This window comes from Fructobacillus sp. ESL1096 (assembly GCF_058511985.1).
In genome coordinates, this window is the sequence record NZ_CP196400.1 from 779,053 (window position 1) to 803,832 (window position 24,780).

Here is a 24,780-nt window from a genome sequence, read left to right on the forward strand (position 1 = left end):
ATTATTATTGGCACAACAACAGAAAAGGGGAAATGTCGATGCGAAAAATTGGAATTATAGGAATGGGCCACGTTGGTTCTACGGTGGCCCATGGTTTGATTGCCGAAGGCGTAGCAGATGAGTATGTTTTCATTGATAAAAATGAAAAGAAGGTCCAAGCCGATGCCTTGGATTTTGAAGATGCGAAAACAAACTTGAACAACAGTTTTTCTGTGACTGTCAATGACTATCAAGCATTGGGTGATGCGGATGTCATTATTTCAGCCATTGGTAAGATTGAATTGCAATACGATAACGTCGAACATGATCGCTTTATTGAATTGCCTCACAATGTTGAGCAGGTAAAAGAAGTTTCGGCCAAGTTGAAGGAAACTGATTTTGCCGGGGTTTTGGTAGTAATCACCAATCCTTGTGATGCGATTGCTGCTGTTTATCAGTCAGAGACCGGTTATCCTCAGGAAAAGGTACTTGGAACTGGAACACTTTTGGACACAGCGCGGATGCATCGGGCAGTTGGTTCGGCCTTCAATGTTGATCCACGATCAGTTGCGGGCTACAACCTCGGTGAACATGGAAATTCACAATTTACGGCCTGGTCAACGGTGTCTTTGAGGGGACAACCAATTACCGAATTAGCGGCTGAACAGGGAATCGATTTGGCTGCTATCGAGGAAGACTCTGTGGTTGGTGGTTATACGGTGTTTGATGGCAAGGGCTATACCTCTTACGGGATTGCGACGGCTGCCATTCGCTTGGCTAAGACCGTCGTCCAAGATGCAAAAACCGAGATGCCGGTTTCTCACAAGCGTCCAGAATTTGCTTCTTATCTTTCTTATCCTGCAATTGTCGGTCGTCAGGGAGTTGTTTCTTATTCACAATTAGACTTGACGGAAGAAGAATTAGCAAAGTTGCAAAAGTCAGCAGACTCGATTCAAACGCAATTTGAGAAGGTTGTAACGCAATAAAAGCGCTTTTATACCAATAATGATTCTAAAAATTAAATAATTTTAATAAAAGGCTTGACTAATTATTAGACGTTACGTATTATAAACGTATGGTAATTAATTGCTCCGTAGTTCAGTTGGTAGAACGCCGCACTGTTAATGCGAGGGTCGCTGGTTCGAGTCCAGCTGGGGCAGTCCTAGCCAAATAAGTGTTGGTTGTCAGTTGACAACCAACACTTTTTTATTTTATAACTTAGAATAGAAGAGGTTGGTGAAATTTTTGTTGTGAACTTTTCTTGAAAAGATGATGAACGATAAATTAAAAATATCTCATAAAACACTTGACTAATGTTTAGACATTACGTATTATAAACGTATGGTAATTAATTGCTCCGTAGTTCAGTTGGTAGAACGCCGCACTGTTAATGCGAGGGTCGCTGGTTCGAGTCCAGCTGGGGCAGTAGTGGGTAAAGTAAAAGACGGTGGTTGCTTTCTAGCAACCACCGTCTTTTGGCGTGATTTTGAAAACTGATTTTATAAAGAAGGCCTGCCAGGTTGGGCTTTCCGATACCAATACCAGGTACCATAGAGGGCATTTAATAAGATGATGACTTGCAAAACAAACATGGAGCTTGCATAAGTGTCGTGAATTAAAAAGATGTTGCGGTACCAGACAACGACTTGAATAATGTCAGAGACCAACCAGGCAATCCACTGCGATCGGAACCCGTAAGTCATGAGAATCTGACCAACAATGTTTAATGGGAGGACGGCAGAATCCAGGTAAACTTGCAGGCCATTAAAATGCTTGGAAAAAGTAACGACCGTGATATAGGAAGCAAGTGTGATTAAAGTTGTGATCAGGGCGGTATGCAATGTTAATTGACGGGAAGGAAGTTCCTTTTCGGCACCGCCGCGATAACGAGCCCAGGCCGCAATACCGATGAACTGCATGATAAATGCGAATCCCTGAGAGGTAAAATCACCATAAGTTCTTGAAAAAAGGGCGACAATCATCCATGTTGCTGTACCGATTAATCCCCAGAAGTAATTGCTTTGTTTTCCTTGATCGACTAAGGCCAGGTTGATTAGTGAACTAACTCCGGTTGAGACAGTCAACCAGGCCATTTTATTAAAACTTCCACCAATTAAAAAGGTGGTAACTTGAGCAACAACCATTAATAATAAGAGCACTTTTGTCATCTTACTGAGGTTGAGCAAATCTTGTGTGATCCGTCTGGGTGACATTGTTTCCTTAAAAATGTGCCAGAAGCTCACGTTGTTCTCTACATTCTCCATCATTGTTTTCTCCTTGTTGTTTTTTAGGTGCCGTGACGGAAGCAACGCACCGATTTGTAACCACCCCAGTATACTCCTGAAAAAAGCGAACGTACCGACTGATTTAGTGAAAACGTTCGGTTTAAATGAAGATTAAACCGCTATAGGACGGGGCGGAGATGTGTTTTGCGTGCTATAATTGGTATGTTTGAAGAAACCGTGATTTTTAAATTTAAGGGAGTATCACATCATGTATTTGTTCATCAACATCATCGGTCTTTTGGTGTTTATCGCCTTGGCCGTCTTGTTATCAAAAAACCGGTCCGCTATTAATTGGAAGTCGGTTTCAATCATGGTTGTCACCAACTTGGTGTTAGCTTGGCTTTTGACAGGTTTTCCATTGGGCCGGACCATCGTCAAGGGAGCTGCTTCTGGCTTTGACAGTTTGATTTCTGCTGCCAGTGCCGGAATTGACTTCGCTTTGAAACCAACTGGAATGGCATTGCCAGCAAACTTCGTTGTTTCGGCGTTGTTGCCAATTCTCTTGGTTGTGCCATTGTTCGACATTTTGACTTATGTCGGGGTTTTGCCATTTATTATCAAATGGGTTGGCCGCGGTTTGTCAAAGCTTTCTGGGCAGCCTAAGTTCGAATCATTTTTCTCAGTTGAAATGATGTTTTTGGGAAACACGGAAGCGCTCGCGGTTTCTGGTATCCAATTGAACCAGATGAAGGCTTCTCGTAACTTAACGTTGGCCATGATGTCCATGTCTTGTGTGACGGCTTCAATCCTTGGTTCTTATATGCAAATGATGCCTGCACAGTATATTTTGACTGCTGTGCCAATCAATGTCTTAAACGCTTTGATTGTAACGTCAATTTTGAATCCTGTTGAAGTAACAGAAGCAGAAGATACGATTGCAACGATTGAAGCAGCGGCCCCTGCAGCTGAAACCGCTGAATCTGGTTCACAAGAATTAGCACAAGAAGAAATTGAAAAGGCTGAAAAGCCGGCACGCGAACCGTTCTTCTCATTCTTGGGTGATTCAATTTTGGGCGCCGGTAAGTTGATCTTGATTATCGCTGCTAACGTTATTGCCTTTGTTGCCTTGGCGGCCCTTGTTGACAAGATTTTGGCTTGGGTAAACCCATGGTTGTCGCTGGAGCACATCTTGGGAATTGTCATGTTCCCATTTGCTTGGTTAATGGGCTTTAGCAACCAGACAGCCTTCGATTTGGCACAATTCATGGGAACGAAATTGGTTACCAATGAATTCGTTGTCATGGGTAAGGTAACTGGTGAGATTGCTCATTATGCACCGCACTATAAGGCAGTGTTGACGGTTTTCTTAACGTCATTTGCCAACTTGTCAACTATCGGTATGATTATCGGGGCCTTCAAGGGCTTGGTTAACAAAGAAAAGAACGAAGTGATTGCTAAAAATGTTCTTTACCTGTTGTTGTCTGGAATTTTAGTTTCACTCTTCTCAGCGGCAATGGTTGGACTCTTTGTTTGGTAAAATTTTGTTTCAAGAGCACCCGGAAGGGTGCTTTTTCTTTTGCTGAAAATTGGCTCTTTTCACCAAAGCCTGCTAGAATAAGAGAGTGAAGCTAGTTTAGCTAGCCAGAAATTTTCAGACAAATGGCAGACATTTGTTTGATGCTTTAGAAGCAATGTCAAGTACAGAATAACCAAGGACAGGTGAATCATTTCAGCTGTTATATTTCGATTTAATCCAAAAGTGTTTAGATAAAAAAAGCGGATTTTACGAAAAATGGTTACTGGCAAAGGAAGGTTTTATTTATGTTATCTCGTTCTCAACGGCGGAAGACGGATGGCCGTAAGCGTCGATTTTATAAGCAATGGTGGTTTTGGTTAATTCTCGTTTTGATTGTTGGAGGGGTGGCTTTTTACATGATTGGCTCAGCCTCATCTAAGAAATCAAGCGACACACCAACACCAGATATTTCATACTCATCGTCTAAGAAGAAAACGTATGACTTTGATGATTCGTCATCATCGGATTCTGACGATACGGCAATGTCTTCAAGCTCAAGTAATAACATTGCAGCCTCGAATGCAGCCGCACAATCCGCTGCTGCTGCAGCAGCACAATCTTCTTCAACACTTCAGAAGCAAAATGACGATTCTAGTGGTTCATCATCTAATTCTAGCAATACGTCAACGCCTTCAAGTACGACGAATAATACTGCGGGATCTAATACACCTGGACAAAATTCGACATCAACCCCGAATAACCAAAATACGACACAAACAAATCAAAACACCAGTACTGACACTAACCAAAATACGACACAAACAAGTCACTAAAATTTTGAACCTGGACGTTCGCCCAGGTTTTTTAGTATAAAATTAGCTTGACTATTTTCATGGTCCTTTGTACACTTAGAAAAGCTAATGAGGAGTACACAAGCGCAGCTATGAGAGACCTAGTGGGTGGTGAAAACTGGGACTGTTAATGTGGAAGGTTGCTTTGGCCTTAAAAATGTTAATGAATGAGTGGCTATCAAATTGTGGATAGCAATTTAGGTGGTACCACGTGTAAGCGTCCTAATCGAAAGATTAGGGCGTTTTTTATTTTCGGACCACAGGCCACATGACTATTAAAGGAGATTTGCTATGCGTGAAGTTGAAATGTCAACCAAGTACGATCCAACAGCCGTTGAGGCTGGGCGTTACCAAGACTGGCTGGATAATGATTTGTTTGCACCGGAAGCAAATCAAGCCATTCAGAGCCAAGAGCCAGAACCATATTCAGTGGTGATTCCACCACCAAACGTCACTGGTAAGTTGCACCTTGGTCATGCCTGGGATACAACTTTGCAGGATATGTTAATCCGGCAAAAGCGGATGCAAGGCTTTGATACTTTGTGGCTACCAGGAATGGATCACGCTGGTATCGCTACCCAAGCTAAGGTTGAACAACGTTTGCGCGAACAAGGTGTGTCACGCTATGATTTGGGTCGGGAAAAATTTGTCGAACAAGTGTGGGACTGGAAAAATGAATATGCTTCAACCATTAAACAGCAATGGGGCAAGATGGGCTTGTCATTGGATTACAGCCGCGAACGGTTTACATTAGATGAAGGGTTAAACCAGGCGGTTAACAAGGTCTTTATCGATTTGTATAATAAGGGCCTGATTTATCGTGGCGAATACATTATTAACTGGGATCCACAGGCTCGAACGGCTTTGTCTGATATTGAAGTCATTTATCAAGATGATGAAGGGGCCTTCTACCATGTGAAGTATCCATTTACAGATGGTACGACCTTGAATGGTAAGGACTACATTGAAATTGCGACAACTCGTCCAGAAACAATGTTTGGTGATGTTGCGGTTGCGGTTCATCCTTCTGATGAACGTTATCAGGACTTGATTGGTAAGACGGTTAAGGTTCCTCTTGTCAATCGCGAAATTCCAATCATCGCCGATGAATATGTTGAAAAAGACTTTGGAACTGGAATGGTTAAGATTACGCCAGCCCATGATCCAAACGATTTTCAAGTCGGCAACCGGCATGATTTGGAACGAATCAATACCATGACAGAAGATGCCCATTTGAATGAAAATGCTGGCAAGTACGTTGGTCTTGATCGTTTCGAAGGTCGCAAGGCCATGGTTGCCGATTTGCAAGAACAAGGGTTCATGCTTGAAGTAGAACCCCTGGTTCACTCAGTTGGACATTCTGAACGGACGGGTGTTCAAATTGAATCACGACTTTCAACACAGTGGTTCGTTAAAATGGAGCCATTGGCTCAGCAAATTTTGGCCATGCAAGAAAATGCTGATGAAAAGGTGAACTTTGTTCCTGGACGCTTTGAAGACACCTTTACCCGTTGGATGGAAAATATTCGCGACTGGGTGATTTCTCGGCAACTCTGGTGGGGACACCAGATTCCGGCCTGGTACAAGAACAAAGGAACAGACCAGGAAGAAATTTACGTTGGAACAGAGGCACCTGATGATGACTGGGAGCGTGACCCAGATGTCTTGGATACTTGGTTCTCTTCAGCCCTTTGGCCATTTTCAACGATGGGCTGGCCAAACGACTTAGATGGCGATTATGCTAAGTATTACCCAACAAATACCTTGGTAACCGGTTATGATATTATCTTCTTCTGGGTTGCCCGAATGATGTTCCAAGGAAAAGAATTTACTGGAGAACGCCCATTTAAGAACGTCTTGATTCACGGCTTGATTCGTGATGGGGAAGGCCGCAAGATGTCAAAGTCATTGGGGAACGGTGTTGATCCAATGGACGTGATTGAAAAGTATGGTGCCGATGCCCTACGGTGGTTCTTGGCAACTGGTTCAACACCTGGCCAAGATGTCCGCTTTACTTATGAAAAGATGGATGCGGCTTGGAACTTCATTAACAAAATCTGGAACGTTGCCCGCTATGTCATCATGAACCTGGATGATGATACGAAGGCTGAAGTGCCAGCAAAAGATCAACAAACGTTGGCCGACCAGTGGATTTTGGATCGCTTGAACAAAACAATTAAAGAGGTTTCAGAAAACTTTGAAAAGTTTGAGTTTGGTGAAGCTGGCCGCGATTTGTACAACTTCATCTGGTCTGATTTGGCTGATTGGTACGTTGAAATGACCAAGGAATCATTGAATGGTGACGGGGATAAAACGGCCGTTCAACAAACCTTGGCTTACGTCTTGGATCAAACGTTGCGCTTGCTCCAACCAATTATGCCCTTTGTTGCTGAAGCTATTTGGCAAGAAATGCCACAGCAAAAGGGGAAGGATGAACACCTCGGTATTCAAGCCTACCCTGTTTATCAAGAATCTTTGGCAAATCCTGCAGCAGCGGCTTCTTTCAAATCCTTGCAAGATCTAATCGTGGCCGTCCGAAACATTCGTGCCGAAGCAAAGGCGCCAATGTCAAAGCCAATCACCGTGATGATCAAGGTGACCGATCCGGCATTGAAGTCAATTTTTAATGAAAATGCTGACTATATCGATCGCTTTGTGAAGCCAGAATCATTGACGATTGATACCGATGTGACCGTACCACAATTGGCAATGTCACAGGTTATCACTGGTGCAGAAGTTTATGTTCCATTGGCCGGCTTGATCGATATTGAAGCGGAAATCAGCCGCCTAAAAGGTGAAGCTGATAAGTTTCAAAAGGAAGTTACTCGAGCCAATGGTAAGCTTTCAAACGAAAAGTTTGTCAACTCGGCACCCGAAAAGGTTGTTGCGGCTGAACGTGAGAAGCTTGCTGACTGGCAAGAAAAGCTTGCTTCGACTCAAAAGCGCATTGCTGACTTACAAGCACAAGGGTAAAATAACCGAATAGTAATAAAAATCCTCACCTTTGGTGGGGTTTTTATGTTAGGTTAATATGAGCCGTGTAAATTAGTAAGACAATTTACACATTATTGACAAAGTTCTAAGATGGATTGGTTTTATTTATATAGGTAATAATATGTTTGGAAGTAAAATAATTGCCAGTGGTCACTACGTGCCAAAAGATGTTGTGACAAACGACGACTTGGCGAAAGTGATTGATACTTCGGACGAATGGATTGTCAGTCACACCGGAATACAGAAACGCCATGTCTCTTTGCAAGGTGAGAACACATCCGATTTAGCAACGCAGGCAGCTCAACGGGCCTTGGATGAGGCTGGCGTTTCAGCAGAAGAAGTTGATTTTATCATTGTGACCACTTTTACCCCGGATGGTCTGGCACCTTCAACGGCTGCTTTGGTGCAACGCAATTTAGGAGCAAAAAAAGCCTTTGGTTTTGATTTATCTACTGCTTGTGCCGGCTTTGTGTTTGGCTTGACGACGGCCGATAACTTTATGAAGGCCGGACAGTATCGATATGGCTTGGTGATTGCTGCCGAAGTTAATTCGAAGATGATGGATTTTCGTGATCGAACGAGTACTGTTTTTTTTGGTGATGGTGCTGGAGCTGTTTTGTTAGCTCCGAGCGAACAGGGTGAAGTTTTGGCCACTGATTTGCACACGATAGGGGATGCAGATGTGGTTCATTCCGGTCGGATTGAACCATTAACATCTTTGAGTGCCGATAATTATCCAAAGATTGATGCCTTTTTCCAGGAAGGACGGATGGTTTATCAAGAAGTAACGACTTTGATCCCCAACCATATTGAAAAGTTTTTAGCTAATCAAGGATTAACGATAGATGATGTTGACTACGTGATTTTGCACCAAGCCAACCTACGAATGATTGAAAAAGTGGCTGAAACTTTGGGCCAACCAATGGCAAAGTTTATTACGAACGTTCAACAGTATGGTAATTCGTCTTCGGCAGGGATTGCGATGGCCTTTGACCAATTACGAGAAAGTACGGATTTAGAAAAGAAAAAGGTTTTGCTGACTGGCTTTGGAGCAGGTTTTACCTACGGATCGTTGCTCTACCAAGGTTCTTTGTAATTTAAAAGAGTTAAATGTAATACCTGTGTAACATTATAGAAAGAGACTGGCAATAACCAGTGTCTAAAATGAATATATAGATTAAGCATAAGTTAAGCACTTACTAATCAAACATAAGCAGAAAAAAATGGAGATGTCTCTCATGAAGAATACTATTACCAAAACTATTTTAGCGACGGTGGCTGGTGCAGCTGCGTTTGCAGGTGCCGGAGCAGTTGCTTCAGCCAACGATATTACTGTTAAGGCAGGGGATACCTTGTCACAAATCGCTGCCAACAACAACACGACTGTTGATGACTTGGCTGCTAAGAACAACATTCAAAACGTTAACTTGATTTTTGTTGGTGACGTTATCAAGACTGATGGAACAGCCGCAGCCGCAGCTGACAACACAACTGCTGCTGCTACTGCTACTGCTTCTGTAGCAACTACTCAGACACAAGCTACTACAACTACAAACACTCAGGCACAAGCTGCTACCACTACTTCATCAACTGATTACAGCACTTACTCAGCTGGTGCCAATGGTTCAGTTCAGACAATCATCAACGCTATGAACGCTAAGCGTGCAGCTGCTGGTTTGGCACCTGTATCATACGATGCTTCATTGGCTGCTCGTGCACAATCACGTGCTGAAAATGCCGTTGCAAATGGTGGCTTGCCAACTGGTCACATGCAACAAGTTGCAGGACCTGAAGTTGTTGCTATCGACTGGGCTCCAAGCCAAGTTGTTGATGCATGGTACAACGAAACTGGTATGATTGCTGCACCAGCTCACCGTAACTGGTTGATGAACGCCAGCTTCACAAAGGTTGGATTTGGCATCGTTGACGGTACTATCGTTGGTATCGCTGGCTAATCTTAATCGATTAATCTTAATTTAAACTAAAACACTTACATTAGTATGTAGGTGTTTTTTTGTTTAAGAAAAAGTTAAATATGGTTAGTAAGTAGACAAATAGCTCCATATTTTATTGATTCAACTACATTTGTGGTAAGATAAGAAAACATGAGGGCGCAGTCAGGAAGCGCGCAAATACGGCGAAAAAATGGAGTGTCGAAGTTCTTATGGCAGATCAAAATAATAATGAATTTTCACGGCAAAGACGGTTTGATGAAGTCCGTCAAACAAAGAAAAAGAAGAGTCGTGTGAAACGTTGGATTTTATATATCCTGCTTGCCATTGTGGTTGGTGTAATCGGTTGGGGTGCTTACCTCTATAGCGAATATAAAGGTTCCATTGATTCAATACAAAAATCGGCTAAAATTTCAAAGACCCGCAATGTCTCAAGTTTGATTGCCCAAGGTAAGTCATTCTCAATTTTGATTTTGGGAACTGATACTGGCGAACTTGATCGTGATCGGACTGGTTTAAGTGATTCAATGATGGTTGCTACCGTTAATCCAACGCAAAATAAGGTCACAATGGTCTCGATTCCACGTGATATTATGACGGCTATTCCTGGTGATGAGGATACCTTCCCACAGAAGTTAAATGCCGCCTATAGTTTGGATGGGGTTGGTGCTTCCATGAAGGCTGTGCAAAATTACTTGAATGTGCCAATTGATACTTATGCGCTAGTTAATATGAAGGGCTTAGAAACCTTAGTTAAGAAGGTTGGCGGTGTTTCAGTTAAATCACCACTCTCCTTCCAATATAGTCAAGCAACGGCTCATGATTATGGCCCAGATTTGTATCGCTTCCACAAAGGTTCGACTTCTTATGAAAAGTCAACGGATAACGGTGTGACTTGGTCAGCAAGTAAGACAGTAATGGATGGTGATGCTGCATTGGCCTTTTCACGGATGCGCTATGATGACCCACAAGGTGATTATGGTCGTCAACAACGCCAGCGCTTGGTATTGGAAGCAATGCTTAAGAAGGCAGTTAACATTAAGACGTTGATTGATCCAAGTTTCGTCAAGGCAATTTCAAAGAATGCTCAGACGGATTTGTCCTTTAACGACATTGTTAAAATTGCCCAGAAGTATCGTGGTGCTGTCGAAAACCAAGTTTCTGATCATTTGCAAGGTCAGGGCGTGATGTACGAAGGTGTTTCTTACCAGATGGTGCCAACCTCCGAGAAACAACGGATAACAAACCTCTTAAGGTCTCAGCTTGGTTTGAAAGCTAAGGAAACTGGTTCTCAGTTTGCTAGTGATGTGCCATCTGATCAGTTGCGTTCGGCGGCCTATGCTTTAGCACAAATTAATGAGAAATTAGTTCAATAAATCTTTGAATCAAACAGTCAGCTCGTGGCGATAAAAACGCCTCGGCTGGCTTTTTTCTTGACGATTATTCGTGTTATACTGAGTAATAATCAAACGATTGGGGTCTGATATGCAAGATAGAAAAATTGCCATTATCGACTTGGGCAGTAATTCGACGCGGTTAGTGATTGAACAATTACATTCAAATGAAAGCTACACGGAGATTTTGCGCGTAAAGGAAGATACAAGACTTTCGCAAAACATGGGGCGGAATCTGATTTTGCAAGAAGAACCAATGGCTCGGACCATTAAGGTTTTGCAGAAGTATCGGCAAAAAATTGAAGATTATCAAGTTAGTGAGGTTTACGCCATCACAACGGCGGCCGTCCGTTCTGCTAAGAATCAAGCAGAATTTTTGGAGCGGGTCAGAGACGAAGCAGAAATTAGCTTCCGAGTCTTGACTGGTCAAGAAGAGGCTCACTACGATTTTCTCGGTGTTCGAGAGGCGTTGCCGGATGTGCTCAATGGTGTCATTTTAGACACTGGTGGTGCATCTGTCGAATTAATCCCCTTTAAAAATGGCCAGGCGTTAGCTGAGGTATCGGTTCCCTTTGGCGCGGTTAACCTTTCGGAGCGCTATCATTTGGCTGACAGGATTGATGAAGCTAATATTGAACAGGCGAACACGGATATTCAGGCCGCTTATCGCCAGTTGGATTTTCTCGATGATTGTCAAAACCTACCGGTTATTCTTTTAGGTGGAGCAAATCGATCCTTAGCAAAAATGGCCGAACAAAAAGAATTGGTGTATCATCCAAAGGCCCTCCACGGTTTTATGATGCCAGCCAACCAGGTTGGCAAAATTTTTCATCAGATTGCTCAGATGTCTCGAGCTGATCGGGAACATCTTGCCGGATTAGAGAAAAATCGGGCCGATATCATCATATCGGGCCTGTTGCCAGTATTGAACTTAATTAGTGTTTTAAATGCACCCCAGGTAATCTTTTCAGAATCTGGTGTTCGCGAAGGACTAATTGAAAGCCTGTTTGAGGAAAAAGAAGAAATCGATGACTAAAAAATTTTACGAATTAACGCCAGAAGAACGACTCGACTTATTGAACTTGCCAGAAGAAATGATGGCGCGGTTCGTAAAAGACCAAGAAGTTGCACACCAGGATTTAGTTGAGAATTATTTGACTGATTTTTCCTTGCCAGAGGGAATGGTCAGGCATTTAGTTTTGGATAACCAGTTTTATCAAGTACCAATGGTCACTGAAGAGCCCTCTGTCATTGCAGCGGCGAATAACGGTGCCCGCCTGTTTAAAATGGGCGGTGGCTTTAAAAGTGCTGGTACTAGCCAGGCAATCCTGGGCGGGCAAATTCTCTTTGAAAACATTGATTTTGAGCAGCTGCAGTCTTTTGTAACGGCCAACAAATACGAAATTTTTCAAGCGGCTGAAGAGGCAAAACCAAGCCTTTATCGTCGTGGTGGTGGTTTAAGGAACATTAACCTCCGTCATGTTAGTGGTCACCGGGCAAGCCTGGATATTCTAGTTGATACTAGCCAGTCAATGGGGGCAAATGCCGTTAATACCATCTTGGAGAGTATTCGGGCAATTTTTGCGCCCTTTGATGAACAAATTTTAGGAGCAATTTTGACCAATGCGGGTCACCAAAGCGTGGTCAGTGTTACTGGCCGTGTGCCAGTCACAGCCTTGGGAGGCATTGCTGCTGCCCAGCGAATTGTTGACTTAGCTGATTTTGCCAAGGTTGACCCGGACAGGGCTGTAACTGAAAATAAGGGCATTTTTAACGGTCTATCTGCCGTTGTTTTGGCATTGGGAAACGATTGGCGCGCGGTTGAAGCCGCAGGACATGCCTATGCTAGCCGGACAGGACAGTATCAGGCGCTCACTAACTGGCGAGTGAGCGCTGACCACGAATTTTTAGAGGGGGAGTTTTCTCTGCCATTGAATCTTGGTCTTGTTGGTGGCGCCATTGCCGGTCTGACCAAAGCACAGGATAATTTGGCCTTGTTGGGCAACCCAACATTAGATGAAATGAAAAAAATCGTTTTGTCTGTTGGCCTTAGCTCGAACCTGGCTGCCTTAAAGGCAATTGCAGGCGAAGGCATTCAAGCCGGGCACATGCGCATGCAAGCCCGTTTACTGGCCATTTCAGTTGGGGCAACGAAAGAAGAAATTGTGCCATTGGCTAAAAAATTAGCCAAGGCATCAGTAATTAACGAAGAAAATGCAAAAAAATTATTAGGAGAACTGCGTCACCATGAATCCGAAGTTAAATGAGCTCTTAGAGCAGGCCAATCAGATCTATCCTGGTACCGTGATGACCCGAGTTGGGCAGAAACAGGATGGGATGCTTCGTATTGACCGTGCCGAACAGTCTGCTTTGGCAGACCGCCTGTTGATTGAAGTACCCGACCAAACGGAAGCTGATTTTGTCTTAGGTAATGAACTTTTGCAGTTAGTTTTGACCTTGAATGGGATTACGCCACAAATTTATTTTGCTTTGACCTTTAACGATGAGGACCTTGACCAACAGTTAATCACGATTGCAACCCGTTTGCATCGGACTGTTCTGCATGCCATCACTTATCAAGAGTTAGCAAAGCAAGGCTTCTTGACCGCTGAGACTGTCGGCGCTTTCCTGGCCGGTGTTCAAGATGAATTGTCGGTCGAAACAGCTAAGGTCGATGGTGAGGACCTTTTCCGCTTGCTAACAGTTTTGGACGCACAAATCTTTTTGGCGGCAGCTGATAGGGTCGGCTTGTCTCCATTGGTAGCGGACGCGCTGGCGACATTAAAAGAGGACTATCCGCGGGCGACTGTACAGGCTGAAAAATTAGCTGCGCCAATTTTGGCGGCTAATTTGAAGGATGCTCGACAAATCCGTAAGCAGATGTTGCGCTTGTTTGCGGGATTAGATGAAAGCTTGACCGAATTCGAGTTGCCAACGGTTAACGCCAACCAATACGTGACTTTGACACCAGTTTTGTCGCAACGGCAGTTGGATGGACCGGTTGCCAACCTTTATGAAGTTTTCCATTCTGAAATGACTGATTTCCAAACGAAGGAAACCGCTTTTGTTGGCGTTGGTAAGCAAGACCATCAAAATACTTTTGTGGTGACACCCCCAAAGAATGAGGCTGATCGGCCGAAATTTTTTACTGAACTATACCAAACATCTGTTAAGGAGTTGTTAACAAAATTGGCCTTGCCATATATTTTGCGTCAGTAACATTGTGATTGAAAGAGGGGAAGACAATGCTTGTTAGCCCAGCAGTTCAAGAAAACTTTGATCAAGCAAAATCGATTGTTTTTATGACCGGAGCGGGGGTTTCGACTCTTTCTGGTATTCCGGATTATCGATCAAAAAATGGCGTTTATCAAGGACTTGACCTTGCGCCGGAATATCTTTTGTCCGACCAAGCTTTTGCTGAAATTCCAGAAATTCAGTACCAGTTTATGCAGGAAAATCTTTATTTTCCAGCTGCTAAGCCAAATGTCATTCATGAAAAGATGGCAGCCTTTACTCAAGCGGGCCGTGGCCGAATTATCACTCAAAATATTGATGATTTGGATGTTGCTGCCGGCGTCAAGCAAGACCGTCTGATTCGATTTCATGGCTCACTCTACAACTTGTATGTTCCCAAAGATGGCGCCAAGGTGACATTAGCCGAATATCAAAAGAGTTTGTATCGGCTATCTGATCATGCAAAAATTAGACCGGATATTACTTTTTATGGAGAGCAACCAAAGTACATTCAAGAAGCGATTTCTTGGGTACAGCAGGCTGATTTGGTTGTGGTTGTTGGGACGTCCTTTCGCGTTTATCCCTTCGCGGGGCTTTTGGCCTACGCTAAGCCAACCGCAAAATTAATGGCGGTTAATCTAACCGCCATCCCGGTACCGGGTCAAGTTGAACAAATTGCGGGGGATGCAGGTCAGTTTTTTGAGGAACTGGTCGTCAAGACCACATCCAAATGAAAGTAAATCAGTTATTTTAAACCTTTGTCTACAAGACGGAGGTTTTTTGTTTGTAATTTATATGAAAAAAGATTAATATGTTTTTCAGGAGGAAGTTTTATGACGAATGATCAAGGCGACAACCGGCAGAATGCCGCTGTTCATGCACCAAGAACACCGAGTCAACAGAAAATACAGGCACATAATCATGGGCATGCCACACCGCAACAGCTATCGCAAAAGCCTTATATTATCGGGATTACCGTTAATCTAGTTTTTGTTTTAAGTGAATTAGTCTTTGCCAAAGTTGCTCATTCAACAGCCTTGTTTGCAGACGCTTTTCATAATCTGTCTGATGTGTTGGCACTTGTCATTGCTTGGTTAGCCGTTCTCGTGTTTGCGATCAAGGCGACTAGAAAGAAGACTTATGGTTGGCATAACGTATCGATTTTAGCTTCAATTTTTAATATGATTTTGTTGCTCTTTGCGGTTGGAACGATTTTTATCGAAGGGGTTCGTGACTTAATTGCGCCAGGACAAGTTCACACAAACGGGACAATTATCACCATTGTGGCAGCAATCGGAATTGTGGTCAATCTAGCAACAGCTCTTTTGTTTAAGGTTTCGAATACACCTGATGAACATGGTCACCAGCATGGTCAGGATTTAAATGCGAAAACGGCCTATCTACACTTGCTTTCGGATGCTGGGGTTTCGCTTGGCGTCATTGTAGCAGGTTGGTTGATTGATTTGACTGGTTGGCAGATGATTGACCCAATTGTATCGCTGATGATTGGCGTGATTATCTTGGCTTCTGCTTGGCCAGTGATGCGCGAAACTGTCAATCTAGCGATTAATGCCGTACCGGAGGCGGTTGATGAGTTTGCCATCAGTCAGTATTTGGTCAGCCAAGCGGGAGTGTTGGCGATGCATGACTTGCATATCTGGCCACTTTCGACTACTGAAACGGCGTTAACAGTGCATTTATCCGTCGCTGATAATGTTTTTGATCAGGACCACGGTCAGGAATTTTTAACTCAAATTGAGGATGATTTGAAAACAGATTTTGCCATCCAACATGTCACGATTCAGTTAGAAGCAGCCGAACATCAAGAAAATTGTAATACGATTTAAAGTCTTGCCAGTAAAAATGGCCAGCAAAAGTTAATTTCAAGGTGAAATTTAATAAAAGAGATAAAGCGCTAAGATGACTGTTGTCATGGCGTTTTTCTTTTGCAGTTTTCATGACTACTGGGCATAAAAATTAGTTTGTCCTTGACCTGAGCCCTCACCAGTGTATGATGAACGAGAACTCAGGAAGACCAATCGGGTTAACTAGCTTTCATAAGACTTCAAGCTTGTACTTGGCGGACGTTATGAAAATTATTTAGCACTTGCATCCTTTTCGGCCACAAAATTGCTGGTCTTTTTTGGCATTTTTAGTGGTACTGAAAAAATGATGATTTTCAAGACAATTTAATTCGTTTGATGACTTCCTGAGGAATCTAATTTTCCAAAGGAGAATCATGATCATGATGGTACAACAAACCACTGATAATCAGCCACATGGCGCATTGCTCACGCAAGGCGGCACTCAGAATAAAAGCCTGGCACAGGTCAACGGGACAATCGTCGTCCCGAAGTCTGGTTCATTCTGGCGCCGCCTCCTTGCATTTTCAGGGCCGGGCGCATTAATCGCTGTCGGCTATATGGACCCTGGCAATTGGGTGACATCCGTTCAGGGAGGGGCATCCTACCACTATCTCTTGATGTCGGTTGTGATGCTATCGGCTGCTATTGGTATGCTGTTACAGTATTTGGCTGGTAAACTAGGGATCGTAACCCAAGAAGACTTAGCCCAGGCAACGGCTAAAAGAACGAAGAAAGCGACACGGTATTTTCTCTGGTTGATCACGGAACTGGCCTTGATTGCAACTGATATTGCCGAAGTGGTCGGTGGGGCAATCGCCCTTAACCTGCTCTTTGGCTGGCCGCTCTTGCTGACCGTTGTCATGACGGCCTTTGATGTCATCTTATTGCTAGGGCTGATGAAGTTCGGCTTTCGTAAAATTGAAGCGATTGTCATGACCCTGATTTTAACAATTTTATTTGTTTGCCTATACTTGGTTTTCTTAGCAAAACCTGATTTGGCAGGTGTATTTGGCGGATTATTACCACAAAAAGAAGTGGTTTCAACCCGGGCAATTCATGGATTATCGAGTCCGCTGTTTTTAACGGCCGGCATTATTGGTGCCACGGTCACACCGCACAACCTTTACTTGCATTCATCGATTGTTCAAACCCGCCAAGTTGATCAGGAAAAGCCTGCCGAAATTAAAGAGGCTATCAAGTGGATGGCTTGGGATTCAAACGTCCAGCTGACCATAGCCTTGATTGTCAATGCCTTACTCTTAATTGTTGGTGCGGCCCTTTTTTATGGCCACGCCAACCAATTGGCATCATTTAAAGGCATGTACTTGGCCTTAGAAAATCAGCAAATGGCTGGTGCGATTGCCTCACCAGTGCTCTCAACGTTGTTCGCAGTGGCGCTATTGGCATCCGGGCAAAACTCGACTATTACTGGGACTTTGGCCGGTGAAATTATTATGGAGGGTTTCTTACACTTTCAGATTCCGATGTGGTTGCGGCGCGTGATTACCCGTGGCGTCGCTTTAATACCAGTGATTGTCATTGCTGTTTTGTATGGCGGCAATGAACGTGATTTGGATGCTTTGATTACTGGTACGCAAGTTTTCCTTTCTGTTGTTCTACCATTTTCGATGGCACCGTTGCTTTATTTTACTTCCTCCAAGGAAATCATGGGACAGTTTGTGAACAAAAGAAGTGTGACCATCGTTGGCTGGATTTGCTTTATGGTTCTAACAGTGCTCAATATTTGGCTTGTTTTTGAACAAGTAGGTCAGTTTTTTGCTTAAGAAAAATGACAATGATTTCAATTTAATTTAGAATAATTCCTTTTTTTATTGTGAAAAACCAGGGAAAATCAGAAAAAGATTAAGTGAAATTTAAATCATTTATGATTCTTTAAGATTGGTATAGCGGTCTTTTGACTGAAAATGTTACAATTGGTTTGCAACATTACAAAAATATCACTTGACCTTAGAATTGTCAGGTGTAATACTTACTATAGACTTAGGAAGAAGTCATTGAGTTAAGTAGCTTTCATAAGCTTTCAACAACCAAGTTGAATGAAATCCTTTATGAAAATTATTTAGCACTTGAAAAAAATACATGGTGGATTGACCGGTCTGCCTAAATTTCAATGAGATCAGGGTGGAAGACTGCTTTTTTACTTTGGTCGTTTTTTCGAGTGAGAATTTAATTGCTTTGTCCCTAAGGAGAATTCCGAAGGAGAGATATTATGGATAATCCCGTAAAGAAGAGCCATTCCCTTATCGAACACACGGGCGATAAGAGTTTGCAAGAAGTAAACGGCACGATTGAAGTGCCAAAGGGCGCCCCTTTTTGGCGGCGCTTGCTGGCATTCTCAGGCCCTGGTGCCCTGGTTGCCGTGGGTTACATGGATCCAGGTAATTGGGTAACGTCAGTAGCCGGTGGTGCTTCTTACCACTACCTGTTGCTGTCAATTGTTTTGATTTCTTCACTGATTGCGATGCTTTTGCAATACATGGCTGGTAAGTTAGGTATTGTGAAACAAGAAGATTTGGCTCAGGCTACTGGTAACCGAACGAACAAGTTTGGCCGTTACTCACTTTGGGTGATGACGGAGTTAGCCTTGATTGCAACGGACATCGCCGAAGTTGTCGGTGGTGCCATTGCCTTGAACTTGCTCTTTGGCTGGCCACTTCTGATCACGGTGTTCTTGACGGCTCTTGATGTTATCTTACTGTTGTTGCTGATGAAGTTCGGTTTCCGTAAGATAGAAGCGATTGTGATGACTTTGATTATGACCATCCTGGTTGTTTTCATTTATCTGACAATCTTGTCAAAGCCTGACTGGGCATCATTGTTCTATGGCTATGTGCCACAACCAAAGGTGATTTCACCTGAATCACTGAAGGGACTGCAGAGTCCTTTGATCTTGACCGCTGGTATCATTGGTGCCACGGTCATGCCACACAACTTGTACTTGCACTCATCAATTTCACAAACTCGTAAGGTTGATCATGAAAACCCTGAAGAAGTTCATGATGCTGTCAGGTTGATGACTTGGGATTCAAACATCCAATTGACGTTAGCCTTTGTGGTGAACACTTTGCTTTTGGTTGTTGGTGCCGCCTTGTTCTTCGGACATGCTCAAGAATTGGACTCATTTAAGTCCATGTATAATGCCTTGGGTGACACAAAGATTGCCGGTGCGATTGCCTCACCAATCTTGTCAACGTTGTTTGCCCTGGCCTTGTTGGCTTCCGGACAAAACTCAACAATTACTGGTACTTTGACCGGTGAAATTATCATGGAAGGTTTCTTGCACTTACGTGTGCCAATGTGGCTCCGTCGTGTCATTACCCGTGGAATCGCCTTGGTTCCGGTTTTGGCGATTACCATTATTTACGGTGGTAACGAAGCTCAGTTGGATAACCTGATTACTGCCACACAGGTCTTCTTGTCAATTGCCTTGCCATTCTCAATGGCACCATTAATCTACTTTACTTCTTCAAAGAAGATTATGGGCGAATATGCTAACCGTAAGTGGATTACTTGGACTGGTTGGATTTGTTTTGCTGTCTTGACTGCCATTAATGTTTGGTTGGTTCTTGACCAATTCTTCCCACAATATTTCGGATAAATCAGTAAAGATACCGAAGTTGTAACGATGTTCTAACATTCACTGGAGGCAAATAATGGCTGAATTAAAATTAGATGTAGAACCAAAGCAATTTAAGACAATTCTTGTTGGTGTTGATGAATCAGAGCAAGGCTACCACGCCTTGTCAAACGCAATTCACCAAGCTCGTGAAGATAATTCGCAATTAATTATTGCGACAATTTTGGAAATGGGGGACTTGTCAACGATTTCCGCTTTACACTTAGACTTCATCAAAGAAAAGCGTCAAGAATTGGAAAACAATCTGGTTAAGTACCGTGATTATGCACTTTCACAAGGATTGAAAAACGTGAAAGTTGTCTTTGACGACGGTATCAAGGCTGGTGAAATTTTAAACGATGAAATCGCACCACAGGTTGGGGCTGATTTAATCGTTGTTGGGGCTCACTCACATGAAGGCTTCTTTGAATCAATCGGTTCACAGGCTGCTTACATCGCCCGTAACGCTAAAATTTCTGTTTTGATCGTTAAGGATTAATTTTATCCAAAAACTGGTAGCCAATGGTTATCAGTTTTTTTATGTTCTATACATGAATAAAATTTCATGTTATACTGAATGGGTTAAAAATGAAAACTTATTCATATAAAAGGAGCAGTTGATGATAGCAACGTTAATGACAGGATTTTTTTCATATTTAGGAACAACATCAGATTATTTCGTGATTTTAGTTTTACTATTTGCCACTTTTCGTCAGAAGTCGCAGGTCCGGCCAATTGTTTTGGGTGCCTATCTCGGGAACGCTCTGTTAGTGGGAGTCGCTTTGTTAATTGGTGGTGTACTCAAGCAAATACCGGCCGAATGGCTTTTAGGATTTTTAGGCCTGGTGCCGATTGCGATTGGCTTGAAAAATTATTTCTCAGATGAGGAAGAAGAGGAGGGCGAGGCTTTTGTTACTAAGGTTCAAGAAACACCGCATCAACGAATTATTTTGACAGTGGTTTGGATGACGATTGCTGGCTGTGGTGCTGATAACCTTGCGCTCTATATTCCTTATTTCTTATTAGCTAATTGGTTAGTCTTACCGATTATCTTTTTAATGTTTACAGTCATTTTGACAAGTTGCATTTTCCTGGCTTACCGATTAGCAAAGGTGCAAAAGGTTCAAAATTTCTTCGAACGTTATGGTGATTTTATGCAATTACTGGTCTATGTAGTTTTGGGGATTTACATTTTATTTGATGCTGGAACGGTGACACACTTACTTTCCTTGTTATAATAGGGATATGAAAAAAGATGTCCAACATGAATTAAGTATAATTTTCAAATTGCTGGGGTCGGAAAGGCGCTTAGCAATTCTAGCCCTATTGCGCGAGAAACCTTGTTCGGTTTCTGAAATTGTGGATCAGCTCTCGATGGAGCAGTCTGCCGTTTCCCATCAGCTACAAATGCTTCGAGAGGCACAGGTTGTCACGGTGGAAAAAGTGGGACGGTCTGTCTACTATCAGCTGAATGATTCCCATATTTTAACCTTGCTCAATAATGCCGAGCATCATGTGGACCACGTTTTGCGGGAAATGAGCCACGCTGAAGCGGTGGCTGAAGAGCAAGCCGCAGCCAAGAAAAACCACAAATAAAAATGATAAAAATATATTTTTTTGTTGACAGTTTTATCTGCCGTTGATATACTAATATAGTTGTGAAATACAGCAATGCCCTTGTGGCGGAATTGGCAGACGCGCTGGACTCAAAATCCAGTGGTGGCAACACCGTGTGGGTTCGACTCCCACCGAGGGCATTCATGAGAGCAAACAGCTAACTTTGTTAGCTGTTTTTTCTTATCTAAATTGTCAAAGAAAAAGACCGCGACCATGTCATCATGGTGAGCGGTCTTTTTGTTGTGATTCGATGATTGGTCAATTAACCTGGGCATCACCAGTTTGGTAATTAATGGTAACGCCGGGTTCGACGTTAAAAATCCAGTAGTTCAGATTTAGGGTTTGACCGTTATCTTCTACTGATTTTGCCATGTAATGGACACCCTGTGGTAGGCGGTCAGTGCCGTTATAAAGTGGTGTGACCTGGCCACGAATGCTAATATTAGGGGTTGTTTTCAGGGCATTGCGAATATCATCTTCGGGGACTAACTGTCCGGGATAGGCATTTTCTACCCGGGTTCCCGTTGTCATATTCTCGGTCACCATGGTGGCCATCCCGAAGAATTGGTAGCCAACAATATGGGACTTGTTCCAAAGAGCTTGTTTGCTGCCACCAAGGTTTACCTGTGGATTTTTATGGTAGCCGCCAACCCAGGAACTTCCGGTAAAATGATCGTTGATATACCAACCAGAAGGGCGAACACTTTCGGGAATGCGGGCGGGCCGCTTAGTGACTGCATCCATGCTGGCTTTAGTAGCCACAAAGTTTGCTTGTCCGGACCGACCGAGAGAATCAAGGGCGGATAAGGCTAAACCATTGGTTGGTCGTAATTTGTTGCCGCTTTGAGCTGGGAAAGTCTGCTGTAATTCCTGGCTGGTAAAGGTGGCTTGATTTTGGTTAATGTGGACGATGTCACCGTCGAGCGTGCCGTCCCATTTAATCTTTAAGAGGTCTTGGTCGGAATTGGTTGTGGCTGCCGGCCGCGGGGCAGTTTTTGAGCGATTGAGGCTTTGGCTCGCAGTCGTTGTGTTTGTTTTTTGGTAACCTTGGTTATGGCCGTTTTTACCTGGTAAGAACGACAAAGCCGCCACAACCAAAATTAAGGCTGTGACGGCCGAACCAAAGTGCTTGGGCCGGTTGGGCCGCTGCCTATAAGCACGTTTTTTTGTCATTAGAAAGTCATTGCTCCTAAGAATTGTTTGATCCGTGGATCGTTTGAATTGAAGAAGTCTTCAGTCTTGCCGTCATAACCAACATGACCGTTGTCGATAAAGACAATTTTGTCGGCTACTTGCTGTGCAAAAGCCATGTTGTGGGTGACGATAATCATGGAGGTTTCTTTTTGAGCCAATTTGCGTAGAACACGAAGGACTTGGGCTTCTAACTCGGGGTCCAAAGCAGAAGTGGGTTCATCTAAGAGAAGATATTGGGGTTCCATAGCTAGCGCTCTTAAAATGGCTACCCGCTGTTGTTGGCCGCCGGATAGCTGATAGGGGTAGCGATTAGCTAGCTCTTCCATATTAAACTGCTTGAGCAGGTCGTGGGCTTTTTTTAAGGCTTTTTCTTGACTGATTTTTTTAACCTTAGTGGGTCCTTCAGTTAAATTTTTGAGAACAGTTAAATGAGTAAAGAGGGCTTTTTCTTGAAAGACCATCCCGAAATGCTTTCGAACATCAAGCACCTGCACCTGAGTGAGCGTTTTGTTGAGATCTAGGTCAAGCTCATCGACAATCAACCGTCCGCTCGTTGGTCGTTCAAGCAAATTGAGCGAGTGCAAGAGAGTTGATTTTCCTGAGCCAGAAGGACCTACAATGGCGGTCGTTTCCTCAGCCGGGAAGGTAACGGAAATGTTATCCAGGGCATTTTTATCGGGGTATTTTTTGCTTAAATTTTCAACTTTAATCATTGGGCAAACCTCGATGTGTACTTTTCTAAGTAGTGTTGGCCGATCGAAAGCAGCGACGTAAAGAGGGCATAGACCATGGCTACGAGGATATACATCGAAAGGACCTTATAGTTTGTGGCGGCAATTTGTTGAGAAAGGTAAAACATCTCGACAATCGTAATGACGGAAGCCAGTGACGTGTCTTTTAACAGGGAAATTAGCGAGTTCGACAAAGGTGGAATTGAAATGCGGGCCGCTTGTGGTAGAACAACGTAGAGATAAACCTGTGTGGTTGTCATCCCAAGAGACTCTGCTGCCTGTTTTTGAACTTCTGAGACAGATGAGATGGCTGCCCGAATCGATTCGGAAGCATAGGCCCCTGTATTCAGAGAAAAGACGGTGATGGCTGAAACCCAAGCTGATTGGAACAGAGCAATGTGTGCGTTAGGCAAACCGTAGAAAACAATGAACAATTGTACCAACATTGGCGTTGACCGGAAAAACCAGACATAGGTAGCGGCAACACCCTTTAAAATTTTCAAAGCGGCATCAGCCCACTCGTTTTGCGGTGCTTTCGCAACGCGAATCAAAGCGGTGGTGATGGCAAAGATTATTCCAAAGAAGAAGGACATGGCCGTCAACGGCAGAGTGTATTGAAAAGCCGCCACTAACAGTCTTGGCAAGTATTTAATTGCCAAATCGATAAAATCTGTCATGAAAGAGTTCCTCTTTACTTTTATTAATTAGTCGTGGCTCAAGTCCATGCCAAAGTATTTCTTAGAAAGCTTTGTCAAGGTACCGTCCTTCTTTAACTCAGAAATGGCCTTGTTCATGTCTTTTTGCAAAGCGGCATTCTTCTTGTTCATCAAAACACCGGTTGGTACCGATTGAATATCCTTTGAGATATCAACTGTGGTCAAATCAGCATCTGGATTAGCTTTCTTCCAAGCGGCAAAGGCACCTTGGTCATTCAAGGAGCCATCGGCACGGTTGGTAGTAATCAAGTTCATGGCTTCAACGATACCGGCAACGGCCTTGATGTTGGCACCTTTTTGTTGGGCAACTTGACCATAGTTTGATGTCAATGACTGGGCCATCGTCTTACCCTTGATGTCAGCCAATGAGTTCAAATCAGTTTCACCAGTACGCTTGATCAAGACTGACTTTGAGTAAAGGTAAGGCTCTGACATTCGATAATTCTTTTCTCGGTCGGGACGAATGCCGATGTTGTTAATTACGGCATCATAGCGGTCTGAACCAAGACCGGCGATGAGAGAATCCCACTTTGTTTGAACAAAAGTGACCTTCATGTTTAACTTTTTACCAATGGCTTTGGCCATGTCAACTTCGTAGCCAACCAGTTTACCAGAATCATCATGGTAAGAAAATGGTGCGTAGGTTCCTTCGAGACCAACGGTTAAGGTTCCTTGTTTGATGGTCTCATCTTTTTTTGGTTGATTTAGCTGGGCAAAACCAAAGATGCCACCGATGACCACGATCAGACCGGCCAGTAAAATCAAAACTTTCTTATTCATCTTACTTCTTCTCCTCAAAATAGGTAAAACAGTGCAAAATAAAACCGCCCCTAGTGTACACCAAGGGCGGTTTTTACGTCTGTAAATCAGATAAA

22 protein-coding genes and 3 tRNA genes are annotated in these 24,780 nt (G+C 43.3%); 20 read left to right on the top strand and 5 right to left on the bottom strand.

What is annotated here, in order from left to right:
- Window positions 1–38 precede the first annotated feature (38 nt).
- From ACSYSR_RS03755 to ACSYSR_RS03765, 3 genes are all read left to right on the top strand, one after another.
- Window positions 39–965: an L-lactate dehydrogenase gene (locus tag ACSYSR_RS03755; protein WP_489816099.1), complete on the top strand. Its 927-nt coding sequence runs from the start codon at window positions 39–41 to the stop codon at window positions 963–965.
- A gap of 101 nt (window positions 966–1,066) precedes the next feature.
- Window positions 1,067–1,139 (top strand) — tRNA-Asn (locus ACSYSR_RS03760).
- A 193-nt stretch (window positions 1,140–1,332) separates the two neighbouring features.
- Window positions 1,333–1,405 (top strand) — tRNA-Asn (locus ACSYSR_RS03765).
- Between the two features lie 73 nt (window positions 1,406–1,478).
- Here ACSYSR_RS03765 and pnuC read toward each other — a convergent pair.
- Window positions 1,479–2,246, bottom strand: a complete 768-nt coding sequence (gene pnuC / locus ACSYSR_RS03770; protein WP_489816098.1) for a nicotinamide riboside transporter PnuC — start codon at window positions 2,244–2,246, stop codon at window positions 1,479–1,481.
- A gap of 226 nt (window positions 2,247–2,472) precedes the next feature.
- On the opposite strand from pnuC, the gene ACSYSR_RS03775 reads away from it, so the two are divergent.
- From ACSYSR_RS03775 to ACSYSR_RS03855, 17 genes are all read left to right on the top strand, one after another.
- Window positions 2,473–3,741 carry a NupC/NupG family nucleoside CNT transporter gene (locus tag ACSYSR_RS03775; protein WP_489816097.1) on the top strand — a complete coding sequence of 423 codons (1,269 nt, stop codon included), beginning with the start codon at window positions 2,473–2,475 and terminating at the stop codon, window positions 3,739–3,741.
- 284 nt (window positions 3,742–4,025) lie between these two features.
- The gene (locus ACSYSR_RS03780; protein WP_489816096.1) at window positions 4,026–4,553 is read left to right on the top strand and encodes a hypothetical protein; all 528 of its coding nucleotides are present in this window, start codon (window positions 4,026–4,028) and stop codon (window positions 4,551–4,553) included.
- Between the two features lie 309 nt (window positions 4,554–4,862).
- On the top strand, window positions 4,863–7,544 hold the full coding sequence (locus ACSYSR_RS03785) for a valine--tRNA ligase (protein ID WP_252773412.1): 2,682 nt from the start codon (window positions 4,863–4,865) through the stop codon (window positions 7,542–7,544).
- 142 nt (window positions 7,545–7,686) lie between these two features.
- Window positions 7,687–8,661: a beta-ketoacyl-ACP synthase III gene (locus tag ACSYSR_RS03790; RefSeq protein WP_252773413.1), complete on the top strand. Its 975-nt coding sequence runs from the start codon at window positions 7,687–7,689 to the stop codon at window positions 8,659–8,661.
- Between the two features lie 142 nt (window positions 8,662–8,803).
- Window positions 8,804–9,520 carry a CAP domain-containing protein gene (locus tag ACSYSR_RS03795; RefSeq protein ID WP_489816095.1) on the top strand — a complete coding sequence of 239 codons (717 nt, stop codon included), beginning with the start codon at window positions 8,804–8,806 and terminating at the stop codon, window positions 9,518–9,520.
- Between the two features lie 209 nt (window positions 9,521–9,729).
- Complete coding sequence (locus tag ACSYSR_RS03800) at window positions 9,730–10,893, top strand: LCP family glycopolymer transferase (protein WP_489816094.1); 1,164 nt, start codon at window positions 9,730–9,732, stop codon at window positions 10,891–10,893.
- Between the two features lie 109 nt (window positions 10,894–11,002).
- The gene (locus ACSYSR_RS03805; RefSeq protein ID WP_252773416.1) at window positions 11,003–11,947 is read left to right on the top strand and encodes a Ppx/GppA phosphatase family protein; all 945 of its coding nucleotides are present in this window, start codon (window positions 11,003–11,005) and stop codon (window positions 11,945–11,947) included.
- The gene (locus ACSYSR_RS03810; RefSeq protein WP_489816093.1) at window positions 11,940–13,178 is read left to right on the top strand and encodes a hydroxymethylglutaryl-CoA reductase; all 1,239 of its coding nucleotides are present in this window, start codon (window positions 11,940–11,942) and stop codon (window positions 13,176–13,178) included. The genes ACSYSR_RS03805 and ACSYSR_RS03810 overlap by 8 nt, the downstream gene beginning before the upstream one ends.
- Window positions 13,159–14,130 (top strand): nitrate ABC transporter ATPase, encoded by a 972-nt coding sequence (locus ACSYSR_RS03815; RefSeq protein ID WP_489816092.1) that lies wholly within the window; start codon window positions 13,159–13,161, stop codon window positions 14,128–14,130. The genes ACSYSR_RS03810 and ACSYSR_RS03815 overlap by 20 nt, the downstream gene beginning before the upstream one ends.
- Before the next feature lie 26 nt (window positions 14,131–14,156).
- Window positions 14,157–14,879 (top strand): NAD-dependent protein deacylase, encoded by a 723-nt coding sequence (locus ACSYSR_RS03820; RefSeq protein WP_489816091.1) that lies wholly within the window; start codon window positions 14,157–14,159, stop codon window positions 14,877–14,879.
- A 99-nt stretch (window positions 14,880–14,978) separates the two neighbouring features.
- Window positions 14,979–15,992, top strand: a complete 1,014-nt coding sequence (locus ACSYSR_RS03825) for a cation diffusion facilitator family transporter (protein ID WP_252773420.1) — start codon at window positions 14,979–14,981, stop codon at window positions 15,990–15,992.
- Window positions 15,993–16,393: 401 nt separating this feature from the next.
- The gene (locus ACSYSR_RS03830; RefSeq protein WP_420842375.1) at window positions 16,394–17,794 is read left to right on the top strand and encodes an Nramp family divalent metal transporter; all 1,401 of its coding nucleotides are present in this window, start codon (window positions 16,394–16,396) and stop codon (window positions 17,792–17,794) included.
- Between the two features lie 446 nt (window positions 17,795–18,240).
- Window positions 18,241–19,629 (top strand): Nramp family divalent metal transporter, encoded by a 1,389-nt coding sequence (locus tag ACSYSR_RS03835; RefSeq protein WP_252773422.1) that lies wholly within the window; start codon window positions 18,241–18,243, stop codon window positions 19,627–19,629.
- A gap of 55 nt (window positions 19,630–19,684) precedes the next feature.
- Window positions 19,685–20,146 (top strand): universal stress protein, encoded by a 462-nt coding sequence (locus ACSYSR_RS03840; RefSeq protein WP_252773423.1) that lies wholly within the window; start codon window positions 19,685–19,687, stop codon window positions 20,144–20,146.
- 121 nt (window positions 20,147–20,267) lie between these two features.
- Window positions 20,268–20,885, top strand: a complete 618-nt coding sequence (locus ACSYSR_RS03845) for a cadmium resistance transporter (RefSeq protein ID WP_489816090.1) — start codon at window positions 20,268–20,270, stop codon at window positions 20,883–20,885.
- A gap of 7 nt (window positions 20,886–20,892) precedes the next feature.
- The gene (locus ACSYSR_RS03850; RefSeq protein ID WP_252773425.1) at window positions 20,893–21,243 is read left to right on the top strand and encodes an ArsR/SmtB family transcription factor; all 351 of its coding nucleotides are present in this window, start codon (window positions 20,893–20,895) and stop codon (window positions 21,241–21,243) included.
- A gap of 77 nt (window positions 21,244–21,320) precedes the next feature.
- Window positions 21,321–21,404 (top strand) — tRNA-Leu (locus ACSYSR_RS03855).
- Window positions 21,405–21,522: 118 nt separating this feature from the next.
- On the opposite strand, the gene ACSYSR_RS03860 is transcribed toward ACSYSR_RS03855, so the two are convergent.
- The 4 genes from ACSYSR_RS03860 to ACSYSR_RS03875 are packed head-to-tail and all read right to left on the bottom strand — an operon-like array spanning window position 21,523 to window position 24,685.
- Window positions 21,523–22,437, bottom strand: a complete 915-nt coding sequence (locus ACSYSR_RS03860) for a DNA/RNA non-specific endonuclease (RefSeq protein ID WP_252773426.1) — start codon at window positions 22,435–22,437, stop codon at window positions 21,523–21,525.
- The gene (locus ACSYSR_RS03865; RefSeq protein ID WP_252773427.1) at window positions 22,437–23,171 is read right to left on the bottom strand and encodes an amino acid ABC transporter ATP-binding protein; all 735 of its coding nucleotides are present in this window, start codon (window positions 23,169–23,171) and stop codon (window positions 22,437–22,439) included. The genes ACSYSR_RS03860 and ACSYSR_RS03865 overlap by 1 nt, the downstream gene beginning before the upstream one ends.
- On the bottom strand, window positions 23,168–23,866 hold the full coding sequence (locus ACSYSR_RS03870) for an amino acid ABC transporter permease (RefSeq protein ID WP_252773428.1): 699 nt from the start codon (window positions 23,864–23,866) through the stop codon (window positions 23,168–23,170). The genes ACSYSR_RS03865 and ACSYSR_RS03870 overlap by 4 nt, the downstream gene beginning before the upstream one ends.
- A gap of 27 nt (window positions 23,867–23,893) precedes the next feature.
- Window positions 23,894–24,685, bottom strand: a complete 792-nt coding sequence (locus tag ACSYSR_RS03875; RefSeq protein WP_489816089.1) for a transporter substrate-binding domain-containing protein — start codon at window positions 24,683–24,685, stop codon at window positions 23,894–23,896.
- Window positions 24,686–24,780: the final 95 nt, after the last annotated feature.

Excerpts from the sequence above, each read along its gene's own strand:
- ACSYSR_RS03755 (WP_489816099.1), top strand. The coding sequence starts at position 39 with ATGCGAAAAATTGGAATTATAGGAATGGGCCACGTTGGTTCTACGGTG.
- pnuC (WP_489816098.1), bottom strand. The coding sequence starts at position 2,246 with ATGATGGAGAATGTAGAGAACAACGTGAGCTTCTGGCACATTTTTAAG.
- ACSYSR_RS03775 (WP_489816097.1), top strand. The coding sequence starts at position 2,473 with ATGTATTTGTTCATCAACATCATCGGTCTTTTGGTGTTTATCGCCTTG.
- ACSYSR_RS03780 (WP_489816096.1), top strand. The coding sequence starts at position 4,026 with ATGTTATCTCGTTCTCAACGGCGGAAGACGGATGGCCGTAAGCGTCGA.
- ACSYSR_RS03785 (WP_252773412.1), top strand. The coding sequence starts at position 4,863 with ATGCGTGAAGTTGAAATGTCAACCAAGTACGATCCAACAGCCGTTGAG.
- ACSYSR_RS03790 (WP_252773413.1), top strand. The coding sequence starts at position 7,687 with ATGTTTGGAAGTAAAATAATTGCCAGTGGTCACTACGTGCCAAAAGAT.
- ACSYSR_RS03795 (WP_489816095.1), top strand. The coding sequence starts at position 8,804 with ATGAAGAATACTATTACCAAAACTATTTTAGCGACGGTGGCTGGTGCA.
- ACSYSR_RS03800 (WP_489816094.1), top strand. The coding sequence starts at position 9,730 with ATGGCAGATCAAAATAATAATGAATTTTCACGGCAAAGACGGTTTGAT.
- ACSYSR_RS03805 (WP_252773416.1), top strand. The coding sequence starts at position 11,003 with ATGCAAGATAGAAAAATTGCCATTATCGACTTGGGCAGTAATTCGACG.
- ACSYSR_RS03810 (WP_489816093.1), top strand. The coding sequence starts at position 11,940 with ATGACTAAAAAATTTTACGAATTAACGCCAGAAGAACGACTCGACTTA.
- ACSYSR_RS03815 (WP_489816092.1), top strand. The coding sequence starts at position 13,159 with ATGAATCCGAAGTTAAATGAGCTCTTAGAGCAGGCCAATCAGATCTAT.
- ACSYSR_RS03820 (WP_489816091.1), top strand. The coding sequence starts at position 14,157 with ATGCTTGTTAGCCCAGCAGTTCAAGAAAACTTTGATCAAGCAAAATCG.
- ACSYSR_RS03825 (WP_252773420.1), top strand. The coding sequence starts at position 14,979 with ATGACGAATGATCAAGGCGACAACCGGCAGAATGCCGCTGTTCATGCA.
- ACSYSR_RS03830 (WP_420842375.1), top strand. The coding sequence starts at position 16,394 with ATGGTACAACAAACCACTGATAATCAGCCACATGGCGCATTGCTCACG.
- ACSYSR_RS03835 (WP_252773422.1), top strand. The coding sequence starts at position 18,241 with ATGGATAATCCCGTAAAGAAGAGCCATTCCCTTATCGAACACACGGGC.
- ACSYSR_RS03840 (WP_252773423.1), top strand. The coding sequence starts at position 19,685 with ATGGCTGAATTAAAATTAGATGTAGAACCAAAGCAATTTAAGACAATT.
- ACSYSR_RS03845 (WP_489816090.1), top strand. The coding sequence starts at position 20,268 with ATGATAGCAACGTTAATGACAGGATTTTTTTCATATTTAGGAACAACA.
- ACSYSR_RS03850 (WP_252773425.1), top strand. The coding sequence starts at position 20,893 with ATGAAAAAAGATGTCCAACATGAATTAAGTATAATTTTCAAATTGCTG.
- ACSYSR_RS03860 (WP_252773426.1), bottom strand. The coding sequence starts at position 22,437 with ATGACAAAAAAACGTGCTTATAGGCAGCGGCCCAACCGGCCCAAGCAC.
- ACSYSR_RS03865 (WP_252773427.1), bottom strand. The coding sequence starts at position 23,171 with ATGATTAAAGTTGAAAATTTAAGCAAAAAATACCCCGATAAAAATGCC.
- ACSYSR_RS03870 (WP_252773428.1), bottom strand. The coding sequence starts at position 23,866 with ATGACAGATTTTATCGATTTGGCAATTAAATACTTGCCAAGACTGTTA.
- ACSYSR_RS03875 (WP_489816089.1), bottom strand. The coding sequence starts at position 24,685 with ATGAATAAGAAAGTTTTGATTTTACTGGCCGGTCTGATCGTGGTCATC.